The organism is Bacillus sp. MBGLi79, assembly GCF_002953915.1.
The window spans coordinates 448,655-467,503 of record NZ_CP026521.1; the positions used below are offsets into that span (position 1 = coordinate 448,655).

Consider the following 18,849-nt stretch of genomic DNA (forward strand, 5'->3'; position numbering starts at 1 on the left):
AAGTGGGTGAACGGCGGCATCGAATACATCGGCCGAATCGACCAGCAGGTCAAGGTCCGCGGCTACCGAATCGAGCTCTCAGAAATCGAAGTCCAGCTCGCGCAGCTTTCTGAGGTGCAGGATGCGGCAGTGACAGCCGTGAAGGATAAAGGCGGCAATACAGCGATCGCGGCGTATGTCACACCGGAATCAGCTGACATAGAAGCACTGAAATCAGCACTGAAGGAAACCCTGCCTGATTACATGATCCCGGCGTTCTGGGTAACGCTGAGCGAGCTTCCGGTTACGGCAAACGGCAAAGTGGACCGCAAAGCCTTGCCTGAGCCGGACATCGAAGCGGGAAGCGGAGAATACAAAGCGCCGACGACCGACATGGAAGAGCTGCTTGCCGGCATCTGGCAGGACGTGCTTGGAATGGCTGAAGTCGGTGTCACCGATAATTTCTTCTCGCTTGGCGGAGATTCCATCAAAGGAATTCAGATGGCGAGCCGCTTGAACCAGCACGGCTGGAAGCTGGAAATGAAAGACCTCTTCCAGCACCCGACGATCGAGGAGCTGACCCAATACGTGGAGCGTGCCGAAGGCAAACAGGCAGACCAAGGCCCTGTGGAGGGCGAAGTCATCCTGACGCCGATTCAGCGCTGGTTCTATGAAAAGAACTTCACGAACAAGCACCACTGGAACCAATCGGTGATGCTTCACGCCGCGAAGGGCTTTGACCCTGAACGTGTGGAGAAAACATTGCAGGCGCTGATCGAGCATCATGACGCGCTTCGCATGGTTTACCGTGAGGAAAACGGGGACATCATTCAGGCGTATCAACCGATCGGTGAGAGCAAGGTAAGTTTCGAAATCGTGGATCTATACGGCTCTGATGAAGAGATGCTGAAAAACCAGATTAAGATTCTGGCGAACAGGCTGCAAAGCAGTATCGATCTGCAAAACGGGCCCCTTCTAAAGGCGGAGCAATACCGCACGGAAGCTGGGGATCACCTGCTCATCGCTGTACACCATCTCGTGGTCGACGGTGTGTCATGGCGGATTTTGCTTGAAGATTTTGCTTCAGGCTACATGCAGGCTGAGAAAGAAGAGAGCCTTGTCTTCCCGCAAAAAACAAACTCCTTCAAGGACTGGGCGGAAGAACTGGCAGCATTCAGCCAATCAGCGCATCTTTTACAGCAGGCTGAATACTGGTCGCAAATTGCCGCTGAGCAGGTTTCTCCTTTACCGAAGGATTGTGAAACAGAGCAGCGGATCGTCAAGGATACATCATCCGTCCTATGTGAATTAACGGAAGAAGACACGAAGCATCTTTTAACAGATGTTCATCAGCCATATGGAACTGAAATCAACGATATACTTCTCAGCGCGCTTGGTTTGACAATGAAAGAATGGACAGACGGTGCCAAAATCGGCATTAACCTTGAGGGACACGGCCGGGAGGACATCATCCCGAATGTGAATATCTCCAGAACGGTCGGCTGGTTTACGGCACAATACCCAGTTGTGCTCGACATGTCTGAAGCAGATGCCTCAGCTGTGATCAAAACAGTCAAAGAAAACCTGCGCCGCATTCCGGATAAAGGTGTTGGCTACGGCATTCTTCGTTATTTCACAGAAACAGCGGAAACAAAGGGCTTCACACCGGAGATCAGCTTCAACTATTTGGGCCAATTCGACAGTGAAGTCAAAACCGATTTCTTTGAACCGTCCGCTTTCGATATGGGGCGCCAAGTAAGCGGAGAATCAGAGGCGCTGTACGCTTTAAGCTTCAGCGGCATGATCAGAAACGGCCGGTTTGTGCTTTCCTGCTCCTACAATGAGAAGGAGTTTGAAAGAGCTACGATTGAAGAGCGAATGGAACGGTTTAAAGAAAATCTTCTGATGCTGATCCGCCATTGCACGGAAAAAGAAGACAAGGAATTCACACCAAGCGACTTCAGCGCCGAAAACCTTGAAATGGATGAGATGGGAGATATCTTTGACATGCTTGAGGAGAATTTAAAATAAAACGCAAGGGAATTACAGAAGGCGGGAGCGAAACATATGAGTCAATTTAGCAAGGATCAGGTTCAAGATATGTATTACCTATCGCCGATGCAGGAAGGGATGATGTTTCATACCATCCTGAATCCCGGCCAAAGCTTTTACCTTGAACAGATCACGATGAAAGTAAAAGGCAGCTTGAATATCAAATGCCTAGAAGAAAGCATGAATGTGATCATGGACCGGTACGATGTATTTCGTACCGTGTTCATTCACGAAAAAGTAAAAAGGCCTGTCCAAGTCGTATTGAAAAAACGGCAGTTTCATATAGAAGAAATCGATCTGACACATGTAACAGACAGCGAGCAAGCAGCCAAAATCAATGAATACAAGGAACAGGATAAGATCAGAGGCTTTGATTTGACGCGGGATATTCCGATGCGGGCAGCTGTTTTCAAAAAAGCTGAAGAAAGCTTTGAATGGGTATGGAGCTACCACCACATTATTTTGGACGGCTGGTGCTTCGGCATCGTCGTACAAGATCTATTTAAAGTATACAATGCTCTGCGCGAACAAAAGCCGTACAGCCTGCCGCCAGTCAAACCGTATAAAGACTATATCAAGTGGCTTGAAAAGCAGGATAAACACGCATCACTGCGTTACTGGCGCGAGTACTTAAAGGATGTTGAGGGACAAACGACGTTTGCGGAGCAAAGAAAGAAACAAAAGGACGGCTATGAGCCGAAAGAGCTGCTCTTTTCATTGCCGAAGGCGGAAACAAAGGCCTTTACCGAGCTTGCAAAATCGCAGCATACCACTTTAAGCACGGCGCTGCAGGCAGTCTGGAGCGTATTGATCAGCCGCTATCAGCAGTCTGGCGATTTAACGTTTGGTACAGTCGTTTCCGGGCGTCCCGCGGAAATTAAAGGCGTTGAACATATGGTTGGACTGTTTATCAACGTTGTCCCGAGACGTGTGAAGCTGTCTAAGGATATCACATTTACCGGCTTGCTCAAGCAGCTGCAGGAGCAATCGCTGCAGTCCGAGCCGCATCAATATGTGCCGCTTTATGACATCCAAAGCCAGGCCGATCAGCCGAAACTGATTGACCACATCATTGTTTTTGAAAACTATCCGCTTCAGGATGCGAAAAATGAAGAAAGCAGTGAAAACGGCTTTGATATGGTGGATGTTCATGTTTTTGAGAAGTCGAATTATGATCTCAACCTGATGGCTTCTCCAGGTGAAGAGATGCTGATTAAGCTTGCTTATAATGAGAATGTGTTTGATGAAGCGTTCATCCTGCGCTTGAAATCTCAGCTTCTCACAGCAATTCAGCAGCTCATCCAGAATCCGGATCAGCCTGTCAGCACGATCAACCTCGTTGACGACAGGGAGAGAGAATTTTTGCTTACCGGCTTAAACCCGCCGGCTCAAACTCATGAGACAAAGCCTCTGACCGATTGGTTTAAGGAAGCGGTGAATGTCAATCCGAATGCACCGGCGCTTACGTATTCCGGCCAGACCCTGTCTTATCGCGAATTAGATCAGGAAGCGAACCGCCTTGCAAACCGTTTGCAAAAACACGGTGCGGGCAAAGGCTCCGTTGTAGCGCTGTACACGAAACGCTCACTTGAACTGGTAATCGGCATTCTCGGTGTATTAAAGGCGGGAGCGGCTTATCTGCCGGTTGACCCGAAGCTGCCAGAGGACCGAATCTCGTATATGCTGACTGACAGTGCGGCAGCTTGTCTGCTGACACATCAGGAGATGAAAGAACAAGCGGCTCAGCTGCCGTATACAGGCACAACGCTCGTCATCGATGATCAAACACGGTTTGAGGAAAAGGAAAGCGATCCTGCCACCGTGATTGATCCCGATGATCCGGCATATATTATGTACACGTCGGGCACAACCGGAAAGCCGAAGGGCAATATGACCACTCATGCCAATATTCAAGGTTTGGTCAAGCATGTAGACTACATGGCATTTTCTGAAAAAGATACGTTCTTATCTGTGTCGAATTACGCCTTCGACGCATTTACCTTTGATTTCTACGCTTCCATACTGAATGCGGCACGGCTCATTATCGCAGATGAACATACGCTGCTTGATACAGAGCGGCTCACTGATCTGATCAAGCAGGAGAATGTCAATGTCATGTTTGCCACAACTGCGCTGTTTAATCTTCTCACAGATGCGGGAGAGGATTGGATGAAGGGGCTTCGCTGTGTGTTATTTGGCGGGGAGCGCGCGTCTGTGCCGCACGTCAGGAAAGCGCTGCGGGTCATGGGGCCGGGCAAGCTGATTAACTGCTACGGGCCGACTGAGGGAACAGTGTTTGCGACTGCTCACGTCGTGCATGATATACCGGATTCCATCTCCTCATTGCCGATCGGAAAGCCGATCAGCAATGCCAGTATTTATATTCTGAATGAGCAAAGCCAGCTCCAGCCATTCGGGGCGATCGGTGAACTGTGCATCAGCGGAATGGGCGTGTCAAAAGGATATGTAAATCGTGCTGACCTCACGAAGCAAAAGTTTATCAAGAACCCGTTTAAGCCGAAAGAAATGCTTTACCGCACAGGGGATTTAGCACGCTGGCTGCCGGATGGAACGATTGAATACGCCGGCCGTATTGACGATCAGGTCAAAATACGGGGACACCGGATTGAGCTTGAAGAAATTGAAAAGCAGCTGCAGGAATACCCGGGAGTGAAAGATGCGGTCGTTGTTGCGGACTGCCCTGAGTCTGGCGATGCATCAATCAACGCCTACCTGGTGACCCGGACGCAGCTTTCAGCTGAAGGCGTAAAGGCGCACCTGAAAAAACAGCTTCCTGCTTACATGGTGCCGCAAACCTTTACCTTCTTGGATGAGCTTCCTTTAACGACAAACGGGAAAGTCAATAAACGGCTGCTGCCAAAACCTGATCAGGATCAGCTGGCGGAAGAATGGATCGGACCGCGAAACGAGATGGAAGAAACAATCGCGCAAATCTGGTCTGAGGTTCTCGGCAGAAAACAAGTCGGCATTCATGACGATTTCTTTGTGCTCGGAGGACATTCCTTGAAGGCAATGACCGCCGCCTCCCGCATCAAGAAGGAGCTCGGGATTGATCTTCCGGTAAAGGTTTTGTTTGAAGCGCCGACAATCGCCGGTATTTCAGCGTTTTTGAAAAACGGGGGCTCAGATGGATTACAGGATGTAACGATAATGAATCCCGATCAGGAACAGATCATTTTCGCATTTCCTCCAGTCTTGGGCTATGGCCTCATGTACCAAAACCTGGCCAACCGCTTGCCGTCATACAAGCTGTGCGCCTTTGACTTCATTGAGGAAGAAAATCGCCTTGACCGCTATACGGATTTGATCCAGAAGCTTCAGCCGGAAGGGCCTTTGACTTTGTTTGGATATTCAGCAGGATGCAGCCTGGCGTTTGAAGCTGCCAAAAAGCTTGAGGAACAAGGCCGTATTGTTCAGCGGATCATCATGGTGGATTCCTATAAAAAACAAGGTGTCAGTGATCTGGACGGACGCACGGTTGAAAGTGATGTCGAAGCGTTGATGAATGTCAACCGGGACAATGAAGCGCTCAACAGCGAAGCCGTCAAACAAGGACTTAAGCAAAAAACACATGCCTTTTACTCATACTACGTCAGCCTGATCAGCACAGGCCAGGTGAAAGCAGATATTGATCTGCTGACTTCAGGCACTGATTTTGACATGCCGGAATGGCTTGCTTCATGGGAAGAGGCAACAACAGGTGCTTATCGTATGAAAAGAGGCTTCGGAACACACGCAGAAATGCTGCAGGGCGAAACGCTAGATAGGAATGCCGTAATTTTGCTCGAATTTCTTAATACACAAACCGTAACGGTTTCTTAAATGAAGTGATGAAAGGAGGAGACAGCCAATGAGCCAACTCTTCAAATCATTTGATGCGTCGGAAAAAACGCAGCTCATCTGTTTTCCGTTTGCCGGCGGCTACTCAGCGTCGTTTCGCCCTCTCCATGCTTTTTTGCAGGGGGAGTGTGAGATGCTTGCTGCTGAGCCGCCGGGACACGGCACGAATCAAACGACAGCCATTGAGGATCTCGAAGAGCTGACGGATTTGTACAAGCAAGAACTGAACCTGGGCCCTGATCGGCCGTTTGTGCTGTTCGGACACAGTATGGGCGGCATGATCACCTTCAGGCTGGCGCAAAAGCTTGAGCGGGAAGGCATCTTTCCACAGGCCGTTATCATTTCTGCGATACAGCCGCCCCATATTCAGCGGAAGAAAGTGTCCCATCTGCCTGATGATCAATTCCTTGATCATATTATCAAATTAGGCGGAATGCCCGCAGAGCTTGTTGAAAATAAGGAGGTCATGTCCTTTTTCCTGCCTTCCTTCCGATCGGACTACAGGGCGCTTGAACAATTTGTGCTTCACGATCTGGCCCCGATCCAATCGCCTGTTCATGTCTTTAACGGGCTTGATGATAAAAAATGCATGCGAGATGCGGAAGGCTGGAAGAAGTGGGCAAAAGACATCACATTCCATCAATTTGACGGCGGCCACATGTTCCTGCTGTCACAAACGGAAGAAGTCGCAGAACGGATTTTTGCAATCTTGAATCAGCATCCGATCATTCAATCGTGATCAAAAGCGGACAGCTTAGGCTGTTCCGCTTTTTTAGTGTGGAATGACAATTTTTGCATGGTATAATAGTCGAAATACTCAAATAAAGGCAGGTCAAAACATGCGCACGTCTCCCAGGATGAAATGGTTTGTATTGCTGTTTACGTTTGTTTTCGCCATCGGAATGAACTCATTCAGAAACTCCTTTCAATTTTTTATGCTGCCAATGGCGGATACCTTCCATGCCGACAGGTCGCTGATCTCGGTTTCTGTCAGCATTTTTATGATCACAACCGGCATCGTCCAGTTTTTTGTCGGTTTTTTTATCGACCGTTTCAGCGTCAGAAAAATTATGGCGCTGGGTGCTGTTTGCATCAGCGCTAGCTTTTTGGTGCTTCCGTATTCACCAAATGTTCATGTGTTTTCCGCTATTTACGGTGTGCTTGGCGGGATCGGCTATTCCTGTGCGGTCGGCGTGACGACCCAGTATTTCATCAGCCGCTGGTTTGACACACACAAAGGTCTGGCGCTTGCTATTTTGACCAATGCCAACTCTGCGGGCTTGCTGCTTCTCTCGCCCATTTGGGCAGCGGCTCCGTACCATGCCGGCTGGCAGAACACCTATACCATTTTGGGAATTGTCATGGCGGCTGTTCTGCTGCCGCTCCTCGCCTTCGGGATGAAGCATCCGCCACATGCACAAGTGCAGTCAGTGAAAAAATCTTATGACTGGCGGGGATTTTGGAACGTGATGAAGCAGTCTCGCCTCATTCATATCCTGTACTTCGGGGTGTTTACTTGCGGATTTACGATGGGAATCATTGATGCTCACCTCGTCCCGATACTGAAGGATGCGCATGTCCCTCATGTTAACGGAATGATGGCCGCGTTCGGGGCGTTTATTATCATTGGCGGATTATTGGCGGGCTGGCTGTCAGATCTCCTCGGCAGCAGAAGCATCATGCTATCCATCTTATTTTTCATCCGGCTGCTCAGCCTGATTTGCCTGCTCATCCCCATTCTCGGAATTCATCACAGCGAACTTTGGTATTTTGGCTTTATCCTGTTATTTGGACTCAGTTACACAGGCGTGATCCCGCTGACCGCGGCGTCAATTTCAGAAAGCTATCAAACAGGATTGATAGGTTCGCTGTTAGGCATCAATTTCTTTATCCATCAGGTTGCCGGGGCTCTCAGTGTGTATACGGGCGGTTTGTTTTTTGACATGACTCATGATTATCTGCTGATTGTTGCTGTGTGTATCGTGTTTGTGGGTGTATCGGCTGTAATAGAGCTTGTGCCGTTTTTCGATAAACAAAAGGCAAAAGAAACCCATCAATCAATATAAAAGGACCGGCACTATCAATGCCGATCCTTTTTAAATTTGAGTTTTTTTGTTTCGGTATTTTTAAGGATAATCTCCTTGAATCTGTTCATCTCCACTTCGGAATGAAAAAAATGTTTTGGTATCGCAATATATTGGCTGCTGGATGTATTGATCCGAAAGATATTCTTATATTCGAAAACAGCTGTGATTTCATTCCAATTGAAAATGAGGTCATATTTTTTAGAACTTATACGAATTCCTTCTTGATTCACAGTATATGTTCTTTTGGATTTCATCCGTTCGTTCTTCTTGTATGCTCTGGAAAACTTCACATATAGAAGAAGGAGAAGCAGCAGTGTAAACAGAACGGACATCACGATAATCAACATACTGTTCATAAACAAGTTAAGCGCGTCACTGCCATAAACGATACGGGGCCATCCGTTAATGAAGTTAACTGCAGCAAATATGGCGCAACACAACAGAAAGTAAAAGCATGACATTTTTGCGATTTGATAAAAAAAGATTTCTCTTACATCCTTAAAAGTGATTTCTCCTGGAAGAATGATACTTTCACTAGCATATTGAATCATACGGTAAACCTACACCTCTAACCATGTTTTTCCTTTCAGTCTAGCATAATTTCTCATTTTTTTGCAGGCATACCAGAGCGCTTTGTTTTTTTCTGCAGATTGGTATTGCTCCCCAGCACGCCAATCATAATACAAACCGCTCCGGCAAAGTGATACCAGGCAAGGCTTTCGTTTAGAATCACCACTCCTGCAATCATCGTTACGATAGTAGATACATGATTAAAAGCACTCATTTTAAACGCCTCAATCCGTGACAGCGTATAGTTAGACAAGAATGAAGTGACAAGTGAAGACAGCACGCCCAAATACAAAATGGCGAGAACAAAGCCGGGCTCCCGGAATGGCAGAAAATAAGTGCCGACAGTTCCTGCCGCTCCGTGGCGCACAAGGGCAATGGCGTTGAAGACGATAAAGCCGATGGCAGACATGATGTAGGTAAGCTCGGTCAGCTTGAACCGCTGCGTCATTTTTCTGGCAGCGGTATTGTACATCGCTGAAGACAAGGCGGATAACAGTATCAGCAAAGACCCTTTTAAGCTGGCTGATTCCAAGTCAACGCCTTTCATCACAAAAATAAACATGACACCGGCAACGGATAAAACCGTGAACCCCTTTTGCATCCACGTCGGGCGTTCTTTTAAAACATAAGCGGCAAACACCATCGTGAAAATCGGAATGGCTGCCTGAATAACCCCCGCTTCAGATGAGGACGAGTACACAAGGCCGAATGCCTGAAAGCTGAAAAATAGCGCGGGATACAGCAGGGCGAGCGGCAAAATGGCAATGACGTCCTTTACGCGGATTGAAAGCTTTACCCAGCCGAATAAGACAGGTACAGTGGCCGCAGCAAACGCAATGGTGAACCGGTGCGCCAGAATATCAAACGGCTCTGCTGTTTGCAGTGCGATTTTTACAAATAGAAAGGATAAACCGATAATAACCGAATATAAAACAGCCGCTATATAAGCGGAGGCTTGCTGATGTTTAACCATAATGGGAGGTGCTCCTTTACCTGAATTGCAGCGCCGGTCGCTCTCTTTATTGTATGGCCGCGGTCAGCACGGTACAATGAGAAAAACAATGAACTGTACCGGTACAAAACAGGAGGAGAAGACATGGAGAAATATATGTGTCTATTAACGAGGATAGAGGAGATGATGCAAAGCACCGCCTATCAAGAAGGAGACAGGCTTCCATCTATCCGTCAGCTGTCCGCCCGCCACCAAGTCAGCAAAAGCACAGTGATCCGCGCGCTGCAGGAGCTGGAAAAGCGCCACCTTATCTATTCCGTTCCGAAAAGCGGCTATTATATTGTGAAAAAGACGGGGAAATCAAAAAGCGGGCAGCCTGGCCCCATCGACTTTGCCACATCTGCGCCGGATCCAGATGTGTTTCCGTATCTTGCTTTTCAGCACTGCATCAACAAAGCGATTGATACATATAAAAACGATTTGTTTATTTATGGGACGCCAAAGGGGCTTCCATCACTCATCCGTGTACTCCGAAAGCTCTTGGCCAATCAGCAGGTATTTGCGGATGAACGGCACATTTTCATTACTTCAGGTGTCCAGCAGGCGTTATCCTTGCTTTGTGCCATGCCGTTTCCAAATGGGAAAGAGAAGATCGCCATTGAACAGCCGGGCTACCATTTGATGGTCGAACAGCTTGAGACGCTTGGAATTCCCGCCATCGGGGTGAAACGAACGGAAGAAGGGCTTGATATAGCCGAGGTTGAGCGGCTGTTTCAAACAGAATCGATCAAATTTTTTTACACGATGCCGCGCTTCCATAACCCGCTTGGCTGCTCTTTGTCAGAGCGTGATAAACAGGAGCTTGTGAGAATGGCAGAAGCGTATGATGTCTATCTCGTTGAGGATGATTATCTCGGTGATTTGGAGGAAAATAAAAAGGCAGATCCGCTGCACGCATATGACCTGTCCTCACATGTCATTTATTTAAAAAGCTTCTCGAAAATGATGTTTCCCGGCCTTCGCGTGGGGGCGGCTGTTTTGCCCGAAGCACTGACTGACATGTTTCATGCGTACAAAAAGCTGAACGACATCGACTGTTCGATGATTTCTCAAGCGGCATTGGAGATTTATCTGAAAAGCGGTATGTATGGCAGGCACAAGGAGAAAATCAGAGATTCCTATAAGGAGCGATCACTGAGGCTTCATCAAGCCATTCAAACCCACAGGCAGCTGGGAAGCGGACGCTTTACGTTTTCGGGCGCCCAGACACCCTGTATGCACACCCATCTGGTGCTTCCTGAGGATCTATCGGCCTCAAGAGTGATTCATAGACTGAAAAAACAAGGGGTTCACCTTGAGGCGATAGACCGTCATTATTTATCAGGTTATCCAAAAGAAAATCTATTAAAAATCAATATATCCAATGTGAAAACGGAAGATATTGATCGCGGTGTCAAGCTGTTGATGAGCCATTTATAAAAGCGCTTCGTACGAGACCATTGTGATATCCTCAGGGAAATCAGGGTGCGCGGCGCATACAGCCATTTTGTAGCCGGGATCGACATCATACGTTTTGATATAGCAGGGGGAATGGCTGTCCGGAAGCTCAATGGATACTTCTCCGTCCTGATGCAGGCGCACTGAAAAGGAATCAAGCGGTAGTGATAACCCCTTGCCCTCCTGTTTGATAAAGCTTTCTTTCATTGACCATAGATGATAAAAATAGTCTGTTTGCTCGTCCTTGTTTTTGGCTAAAAGGTCGCTGTACTCTGTTTTTGAAAAGAAGCGCTTGGCGATCTCAAGGCTGATCGGTTTCATTTTTTCAATATCGATGCCGATGGGCTGTGAATCAAACGCACCAATGACCCAGCGGCCGGAATGAGAAATGTTGAAATGGGCGTCAGGAAGATCGGGGATGCAGGGCTTCCCGTATTCCTGCGTGCTAAAGCGGATATCGGATTTGTCCAACTGATACTGCCCGCTTATGACTGAACGAACAAGCACATCTCCCAGCAGGGTGCGATGTGCATCTTCTTTATGATAAAATCTCCGGCATTTCTCCCGTTTTTCAGGCGATATGAAAGACATGAACCGTTCAGTCTCTACCTGTGAAAGCGGGCGGTCCATATAAATTCCGTAAATCTTCATTCTAGGTCCTCCGTCTGCAAAAGATTGTCAAAACCATCCTATCATACATCAACAAGACTCATATAGAGGAGAAAATAAAAAACAAAGCCAAGACGGCTTTGTTTTAGTGTACAGGCGGAGATGCTTTCACAGCGGCTGTCCGCCTTGCCACGGCATAATTCAGCAGCTGGATTGACTGCGGCAATGAAAAGCGCAAAATGAGTCCGGTGAAGATGGCGGTCAAAATGGTGCCAAAACCGATCGGGCCGCCCATGCCCCATGCCGCAAATAAAATAGTTAATTCCATGCCGTTCCGCACCCATTGCACATTCCAGCCGGTTTTTTCTGTAATCAGCATCATCAGTGAATCACGCGGCCCCGCGCCAAGGCCTGCTGATACATAAACACCGACGCCGTAACCGATCAGCACCACGCCGAGAGAGAAGACGATGACGGAGCCCGTGTAGGTCGAGGGAGCAGGCAGAAGAAAATTGAAAAAGTCTATAAATACACCGATGAGCACCATATTCAGGATCGCTCCTATTTTTGGCCAAGCCCTCGTGAACAATGACGTTAATCCGACGATGAGCGCTCCAATAATGATGGACCACTGGCCGACGGTAAGCCCGTAGTGCTGAAACAGGCTGTAATGAAATGCATCCCACGGACTAATGCCGAGTGCTTTTCCTTCTATCGTCAGGGATACACCAAAAGCCAAAATGATCAAACCGGCAAAATAAAATGTCCAGCGCAGAACAAGTTCTTGCTTCACGTGAGGTCCCTTCTTTCGTAAAATCAGTCGATTGTCATTGTAGCACATCTGACAGAAGGGCGGAATAGGCGAAAGGAGCTCAACAAAAAAACAGGGCCGCCGCAGGCGCCCTGTTTCAGCGTGTTGGCAAACCCTTGCATTCGTTGTCAGGCCTGTGCTTCGGTGCTCACGAATTTAACATTCGCTGTGCTCCAATGCTCGTCCTTCCTAGACTTCAAAGGTTTTCAATCACGCTGAAAATCACAAAATCCTAAAACGAAAATCGTTTTAGGATTTTGTCAATAATCTGAAACAGGGCGCAGGCGCCCTGTTTTTCTTATTACAGCGGGTTCAAAATCCGGTTCAAGAACCGTTGTGTCCGTTCTTCTTTTGGGGCGGAGAAAATTTGCTCCGGCGGTCCCTGCTCCACGATAACACCGCCGTCGATGAAGATGACTTCATCAGCAACTTCCTGCGCGAACTTGATTTCGTGGGTCACAACGACCATGGTCCAGCCTTCATTGGCTAAGTCCTTGATAACCTTCAGCACCTCTCCGACGAGCTCCGGATCAAGCGCTGAGGTCGGTTCGTCAAACAGCATGAGCTCAGGCTGAATCGCCAGTGCGCGGGCGATGCCGACACGCTGCTGCTGGCCGCCGGAAAGCTGGAACGGATATAAATCCATTTTGTCCTTCAATCCGACTTTATCAAGAAGCTGGATCGCTTCTTTTCTGACTTCCTCTTTGTTCCGTTTTTGCACCTGAACAGGGCCTTCCATCACGTTTTCGAGGGCTGTGCGGTGCGGGAACAGGTGATACGCCTGAAACACCATTCCGGATTTTCGGCGAAGCTTTAGGATATCCGCCTGTTTCACCTTTTTGGAGAAATCGATGGAGAAATCATCAAATGCAAGCTCTCCGCGATTCGGAATCTCCAGCGCGTTCAGGCAGCGGAGCAGCGTCGTTTTCCCTGAACCTGAAGGCCCAAGTATGGCGATGACTTTTCCTTTTTCAATCTTCATATCTATCTTTTTTAAAATTTCATTTTCACCGAATGATTTGTTTAATCCCTTAACGGTAAGCATACTCGGAACCTCCTTATTTGGCCACGTAGCGGTCAAGACGCCGTTCGATGACATGCTGGACGAGTGAAAGCAGGAAGCAGATAATCCAATAAATAAAGGCTGCTTCAATATAGATCACTAAAATTTGATCAAGATTCCGCGCGCCGATTTCCTGGGCTTTTCTGAACAGCTCAGCGACCAGAATTTGAGAGGCGAGGGATGTATCTTTAATCAGGCTGATAAAAGTATTGGATAATGGCGGGATCGACACACGAAACGCCTGCGGCAGTATGACGCGGAACAGCGTTTTCTGATGTGTCATGCCGATTGTGTAGCCGGCTTCCCATTGCCCTTTCGGCACGGATAAAATAGATGCCCGGATGATTTCAGATGCATAGGCGCCGACGTTTAATGAAAAGGCGATAACTGCGCTTGGAAATGGATCTAATGTGATGTTAAAGGCCGGGAACAGATAGAAAATGATGAACAATTGAACGAGAAGAGGAGTGCCGCGTATTGCGGATACGTATACGCTGAACACCCATCTCAAAGGTCTCACTTTCGACATTCTGGCAAGCGCCGTAATCAGCGCCAGGATCATTCCAAATATAAAGGAAAGAATCGTAAGGGGAATCGTATAGTAGATTCCCCCTGAAAGTATCGGCCAGAATGACTGCTGCACCAGATCCCACGGGATCGCCGTGCCAAGCGTCAATGCCGGCAGATTATTTAGAAACATCTTCGCCGAACCATTTTTTAGAAATTTTAGAAAGAGTCCCGTCCTCTTTCATTTCTTTTAATGCTTTGTTGACTTGATCAACAACCTCGCCGCTTCCTTTACGGAACGTGAAATACGTTTCCTGCGGATCGCCTGTTTCAAACGCGATTTTTACGTTTTTGTTGCCGGATGTTTTTAAGTAGTTCAATACGGCAAGCTTATCGTTGTAGGTCATATCAACGCGGCCTTGCTGGATCATTTGAAGAGCTTGTGCCATGCCCTCAACGCCTTCTACTTTAGCGCCGGCATTCGTAGCTAGTTTGTTATAGTTGCTTGTCAGTGATTGAGCTGACGTTTTTCCTTTTACGTCTTTTTCAGACTTAATATCGTTGTTGTCTTTTTTCGTTACGACAACGGCTCTTGATGTTGTGTATTTATCTGAGAAATCATATTTGTTCTCACGGTCTGTTTTTCCGACTTGGTTGGCAACAACGTCAAACCGTTTGGAATTCAGGCCGGCAAACATGCTGTCCCATTGTGTTTCTTTAAAATCGACTTTCAGCCCGAGGCGTTTTGCGACTTCTGTGATGACTTCGACATCATAGCCAGTCAGCTTGTCAGTGTCTTTGTCGTGGTAAGTGAACGGCTCATATGTTCCTTCCGTTCCGACTGTGAGCACACCTTTTTTCTTGATTGAAGCCCAAAGATCGCCATCTTTGGCATTATCTTTTGACTGATTGTCATTTCCTGCTCCGCAAGCTGCAAGAGTTGCAATACTTACGACCATGAATAAAGCCAATAATGCTTTTTTCATCTTATTCCCCACTTTTCTGGTTGATTTTATTGAAATAAAAAATTAGCTTACAAATCTAAAGGATAACTTTTTTTTAGTATGAGTCAAGTATTTGGTTTTCATAAGACAAAATCTTTTAAAATAAATCCAAAAATTGCTGTGCCGGTTTAGGCAAATAACTGTCCGTTCTCCACATGACAGCAGGCGTCATAATGAAGGGATTATTTTCGATATGGACGGTGTGAACGTGATTTCGCATATGAACGGGAATCATTGTGACAGGCAGAATGGACGCACCAAATCCGGATGACACGAGGCTGAGCAAAGTTGCAGAGTCATGGCATTCACAAACAATGCTCGGCTTCAGGTTCAAACGATGAAATTCATTCATGACCTGATTATAAACGCCTTTTCCGTTAACAGGCCGGAGCAGTATCAGCGGAAACGAAGGAATGTCTTCCATTTTAATCGTGTCTCCGCACGGATATCCGGCTTCATCTGAAAGCACGAGCACACATGGAATGTCATCAAGCTGCTTGAATTGTACTCTGTCACTTTTGATCAGTGTTGTCGTGACCGCCGCATCGATTTGCCGGCTTTCCAGCAGTTCCAACAGTGTCGCAGGCTCATTTTCCCAAATATTAAAGGTGAGATGGGGGTATCTCTCTTTGATCTGTGTGACTTTTTCAAGCATCAGAGCCGCGCAATAAATTGTTGAACCCACGGCAAGCGTGCCGGCTACCTCCTCCTTCAGCTCCTGTACCTCGATGACGGCATCTTCAAACCTATGCAAAATCTCTTTTGCTCTTTTCAGAAAAACAGTTCCTTCATATGTAAGCGTCATTTGTTTTTTCTTGTTCCGATCAAACAGAACAACACCAAGCTCATCCTCCAGCTGTTTGAGCTGCCTGCTTAAAGGCGGCTGCGCCATGTGAAGCTTTTTGGCTGCGGACGTGATTTTCTGTTCTTGGGCAATGGTAATGAAGTATCGAAGCTGGCGAATGTCCAAAAGAAAGCGCCTCCTTAATATACCTTTTAAGTATTAAATATAGATTTTATAGATATTTTTCATATGGATATATCAGGAGTATGATTGAAATGAAAGCAGAATTCAAGCGTAAAGGAGGGGGCAAAGTGAAACTCGTTGTCGGAATGACAGGGGCAACAGGGGCGATTTTCGGGGTCAGGCTGCTGCAGTGGCTGAAGGCCGCCGGAGTGGAAACCCATCTCGTTGTGTCTCCTTGGGCGAACGTCACGATCAAACACGAAACAGGCTATACCTTACAGGAAGTAGAACAGCTGGCCACATACACTTACTCACATAAGGACCAGGCGGCGGCCATTTCAAGCGGGTCGTTTGATACCGATGGAATGATCGTTGCGCCGTGCAGCATGAAATCTCTCGCAAGCATTCGCACCGGAATGGCGGATAATCTGCTGACACGTGCGGCGGATGTCATGCTCAAGGAGAGAAAAAAACTCGTCCTCTTAACGAGAGAGACGCCTTTGAACCAAATACATCTCGAAAATATGCTAGCGCTTACGAAAATGGGTACAATCATTCTTCCTCCGATGCCGGCATTTTATAATCAGCCGACCAGCTTAGAGGAAATGGTTGACCATATTGTATTTAGAACGTTGGACCAATTCGGCATTCGCCTTCCTGAAGCGAAGCGCTGGAATGGGATTGAAAAACATAAAGGAGGAGCTTGATCATGGCTTATCAAGATTTCAGAGAATTTCTCGCAGCCCTCGAAAAAGAAGGACAGCTGCTTACAGTGAATGAAGAGGTAAAGCCGGAGCCTGATTTAGGGGCCGCCGCACGCGCAGCCAGCAACCTTGGCGATAAAAGCCCCGCGCTCTTATTTGACAACATTTATGGCTATCATAACGCGCGAATTGCGATGAATGTCATCGGCTCTTGGCCGAACCATGCAATGATGCTGGGTATGCCGAAAGACACACCGGTAAAAGAGCAGTTTTTTGAATTCGCAAAGCGTTATGACCAGTTTCCGATGCCGGTCAAACGTGAGGAAACAGCGCCATTTCATGAAAATGAAATCACAGAAGATATCAATTTGTTCGATATACTGCCTCTTTTCAGAATTAACCAAGGTGATGGAGGCTACTATTTAGACAAAGCATGTGTCATTTCCCGTGATCTTGAAGACCCTGACAACTTTGGCAAACAAAATGTCGGCATTTACAGAATGCAGGTCAAAGGAAAAGACCGCCTCGGCATTCAGCCTGTGCCGCAGCACGATATTGCCATCCATTTGCGCCAAGCTGAAGAACGCGGCATCAATCTTCCAGTCACGATTGCGCTTGGCTGTGAGCCGGTTATTACAACAGCGGCATCGACTCCGCTTCTCTATGATCAATCAGAATACGAAATGGCAGGCGCGATTCAAGGCGAACCATATCGCATCGTCAAATCAAAGCTGTCTGATCTTGATGTTCCGTGGGGCGCTGAAGTGGTGCTTGAAGGTGAGATTATTGCCGGAGAGCGCGAATATGAAGGGCCGTTCGGTGAATTCACAGGCCATTATTCCGGCGGACGAAGCATGCCGATCATTAAAATTAAACGCGTCTATCACAGAAACAATCCGATCTTTGAACATTTATACTTAGGCATGCCTTGGACAGAATGCGATTACATGATCGGCATTAACACATGCGTGCCGCTTTATCAGCAGTTAAAAGAAGCGTATCCGAACGAAATTGTGGCAGTAAACGCCATGTACACACACGGTTTAATCGCGATTGTATCCACAAAAACCCGTTATGGCGGATTTGCGAAAGCGGTCGGCATGCGCGCATTGACCACACCGCACGGACTTGGCTACTGCAAAATGGTCATTGTCGTTGATGAGGATGTCGATCCATTCAACCTCCCGCAGGTCATGTGGGCGCTTTCGACCAAAATGCATCCGAAACACGATGCGGTCATCATTCCGGACTTATCTGTTCTGCCGCTTGATCCGGGATCTAATCCGTCAGGAATCACGCACAAAATGATTCTTGACGCGACTACACCGGTTGCGCCGGAAACAAGAGGCCACTATTCACAGCCGCTTGACTCTCCGCTTACAACGAAAGAATGGGAACAAAAACTAATGGACTTAATGAATAAATAAGGAAAGGATGTTCGAAATGCATACATGTCCTCGATGCGACTCAAAAAAGGGAGAAGTCATGAGCAAATCGCCTGTAGAAGGCGCATGGGAAGTTTATCAGTGCCAAACATGTTTTTTTACATGGAGATCCTGTGAACCGGATAGCATTACAAATCCCGCGAAATACAATCCGGCGTTTAAAATTGATCCGAAGGAAACAGAAACAGCCATTGAAGTTCCGGCGGTGCCGGAACGAAAGGCTTGATCAGCGTGAACTGTCTATCAGACCGTCTTTTTGAACTGCTTAATGGGAACCGCCTGAATGAGAAGCAGCATGAGGCCTTCGTTCTGCAAACAGTATCAGAGGATGGCTGGCCGCATGCCGCTATGATCAGTGCGGGGGAAATGATCGCGCTGAACCGAAATGATATCCGAATCGCTCTGTGGAAAAACACAATGACTTCGGCCAATATCCTTCGCACAGGAAAAGCTCAGTTCACGGCATGGTGGAAGGGAGCCGCTTATTATGTAAAGCTTGAATGCACGCCTTTGCCGCCTTTGAAAGATGCCGAATATGATAGAGACCGTTTTGCCTGCCGCATCGTTTCGGTGAAGGAGGACGTTGCGAAATATGCTGTTTTGACTTCTGGTGTCCATATCCAGCTTCACAGCCCTGAAGAGGTGCTGAATAGATGGGAAAAGACGCTTGAGGAATTGAAGCAATAATATCGAAAGCCTGACGCCATGCGTCAGGCTTTTATTTTTATATAATGAAAACAA

17 protein-coding genes are annotated in these 18,849 nt (G+C 47.4%); 9 read left to right on the plus strand and 8 right to left on the minus strand.

Going from position 1 to position 18,849, the window contains the following annotated elements:
- The 4 genes from C1T29_RS02350 to C1T29_RS02365 form a co-directional block, all read left to right on the plus strand.
- The coding region (locus C1T29_RS02350) for a condensation domain-containing protein (RefSeq protein WP_231516535.1) at positions 1-2,010 on the plus strand (2,010 nt) is incomplete at its 5' end.
- 36 nt (positions 2,011-2,046) lie between these two features.
- The gene (srfAC, locus tag C1T29_RS02355; protein WP_103749804.1) at positions 2,047-5,874 is read left to right on the plus strand and encodes a surfactin non-ribosomal peptide synthetase SrfAC; all 3,828 of its coding nucleotides are present in this window, start codon (positions 2,047-2,049) and stop codon (positions 5,872-5,874) included.
- Between the two features lie 28 nt (positions 5,875-5,902).
- A complete protein-coding gene (srfAD, locus tag C1T29_RS02360; protein ID WP_095432801.1) occupies positions 5,903-6,631 on the plus strand; it encodes a surfactin biosynthesis thioesterase SrfAD in 729 nt (242 codons plus the stop codon).
- Positions 6,632-6,731: 100 nt separating this feature from the next.
- Positions 6,732-7,958: an MFS transporter gene (locus C1T29_RS02365; RefSeq protein ID WP_103749803.1), complete on the plus strand. Its 1,227-nt coding sequence runs from the start codon at positions 6,732-6,734 to the stop codon at positions 7,956-7,958.
- 14 nt (positions 7,959-7,972) lie between these two features.
- Here the strand turns inward: C1T29_RS02365 and C1T29_RS02370 are convergent, their stop codons facing one another.
- Together C1T29_RS02370 and C1T29_RS02375 are read right to left on the minus strand one after the other, a co-directional pair.
- Positions 7,973-8,530, minus strand: coding sequence for a YcxB family protein (locus C1T29_RS02370; RefSeq protein ID WP_071581069.1), 558 nt, complete (start codon positions 8,528-8,530; stop codon positions 7,973-7,975).
- A 53-nt stretch (positions 8,531-8,583) separates the two neighbouring features.
- Complete coding sequence (locus C1T29_RS02375; RefSeq protein ID WP_103749802.1) at positions 8,584-9,522, minus strand: DMT family transporter; 939 nt, start codon at positions 9,520-9,522, stop codon at positions 8,584-8,586.
- Positions 9,523-9,645: 123 nt separating this feature from the next.
- Between C1T29_RS02375 and C1T29_RS02380 the strand changes: the two genes are divergently transcribed.
- Positions 9,646-10,980 carry an aminotransferase-like domain-containing protein gene (locus tag C1T29_RS02380; protein WP_103749801.1) on the plus strand — a complete coding sequence of 445 codons (1,335 nt, stop codon included), beginning with the start codon at positions 9,646-9,648 and terminating at the stop codon, positions 10,978-10,980.
- Here C1T29_RS02380 and C1T29_RS02385 read toward each other — a convergent pair.
- The 6 genes from C1T29_RS02385 to bsdA form a co-directional block, all read right to left on the minus strand.
- Positions 10,975-11,649 (minus strand): 4'-phosphopantetheinyl transferase, encoded by a 675-nt coding sequence (locus C1T29_RS02385; protein WP_103749800.1) that lies wholly within the window; start codon positions 11,647-11,649, stop codon positions 10,975-10,977. The genes C1T29_RS02380 and C1T29_RS02385 overlap by 6 nt on opposite strands.
- A gap of 103 nt (positions 11,650-11,752) precedes the next feature.
- The gene (locus C1T29_RS02390) at positions 11,753-12,400 is read right to left on the minus strand and encodes a YczE/YyaS/YitT family protein (RefSeq protein WP_069839839.1); all 648 of its coding nucleotides are present in this window, start codon (positions 12,398-12,400) and stop codon (positions 11,753-11,755) included.
- A 319-nt stretch (positions 12,401-12,719) separates the two neighbouring features.
- A complete protein-coding gene (gene tcyC, locus C1T29_RS02395; protein ID WP_003246629.1) occupies positions 12,720-13,463 on the minus strand; it encodes a cystine ABC transporter ATP-binding protein TcyC in 744 nt (247 codons plus the stop codon).
- A 13-nt stretch (positions 13,464-13,476) separates the two neighbouring features.
- The gene (gene tcyB / locus C1T29_RS02400) at positions 13,477-14,181 is read right to left on the minus strand and encodes a cystine ABC transporter permease TcyB (protein ID WP_014662754.1); all 705 of its coding nucleotides are present in this window, start codon (positions 14,179-14,181) and stop codon (positions 13,477-13,479) included.
- Positions 14,168-14,974 carry a cystine ABC transporter substrate-binding lipoprotein TcyA gene (gene tcyA / locus C1T29_RS02405; RefSeq protein ID WP_103749799.1) on the minus strand — a complete coding sequence of 269 codons (807 nt, stop codon included), beginning with the start codon at positions 14,972-14,974 and terminating at the stop codon, positions 14,168-14,170. Before tcyA ends, tcyB begins: the two co-directional genes overlap by 14 nt.
- Before the next feature lie 115 nt (positions 14,975-15,089).
- Entirely contained in the window at positions 15,090-15,962 is an 873-nt protein-coding gene (bsdA, locus tag C1T29_RS02410; protein ID WP_069839841.1) for a transcriptional regulator BsdA, read from the minus strand.
- 89 nt (positions 15,963-16,051) lie between these two features.
- Here bsdA and C1T29_RS02415 point away from each other — a divergent pair, with 89 nt between their 5' ends.
- From C1T29_RS02415 to C1T29_RS02430, 4 genes are read left to right on the plus strand one after another with little or no spacing between them, the layout of a single operon-like run.
- Positions 16,052-16,666, plus strand: a complete 615-nt coding sequence (locus tag C1T29_RS02415) for a non-oxidative hydroxyarylic acid decarboxylases subunit B (RefSeq protein WP_103749798.1) — start codon at positions 16,052-16,054, stop codon at positions 16,664-16,666.
- A gap of 2 nt (positions 16,667-16,668) precedes the next feature.
- Positions 16,669-18,090: a phenolic acid decarboxylase BsdC gene (gene bsdC / locus C1T29_RS02420; RefSeq protein WP_040084185.1), complete on the plus strand. Its 1,422-nt coding sequence runs from the start codon at positions 16,669-16,671 to the stop codon at positions 18,088-18,090.
- Between the two features lie 16 nt (positions 18,091-18,106).
- Positions 18,107-18,334: a phenolic acid decarboxylase subunit BsdD gene (bsdD, locus tag C1T29_RS02425; protein WP_071581061.1), complete on the plus strand. Its 228-nt coding sequence runs from the start codon at positions 18,107-18,109 to the stop codon at positions 18,332-18,334.
- The gene (locus C1T29_RS02430; RefSeq protein WP_103749797.1) at positions 18,331-18,795 is read left to right on the plus strand and encodes a pyridoxamine 5'-phosphate oxidase family protein; all 465 of its coding nucleotides are present in this window, start codon (positions 18,331-18,333) and stop codon (positions 18,793-18,795) included. Before bsdD ends, C1T29_RS02430 begins: the two co-directional genes overlap by 4 nt.
- Positions 18,796-18,849: the final 54 nt, after the last annotated feature.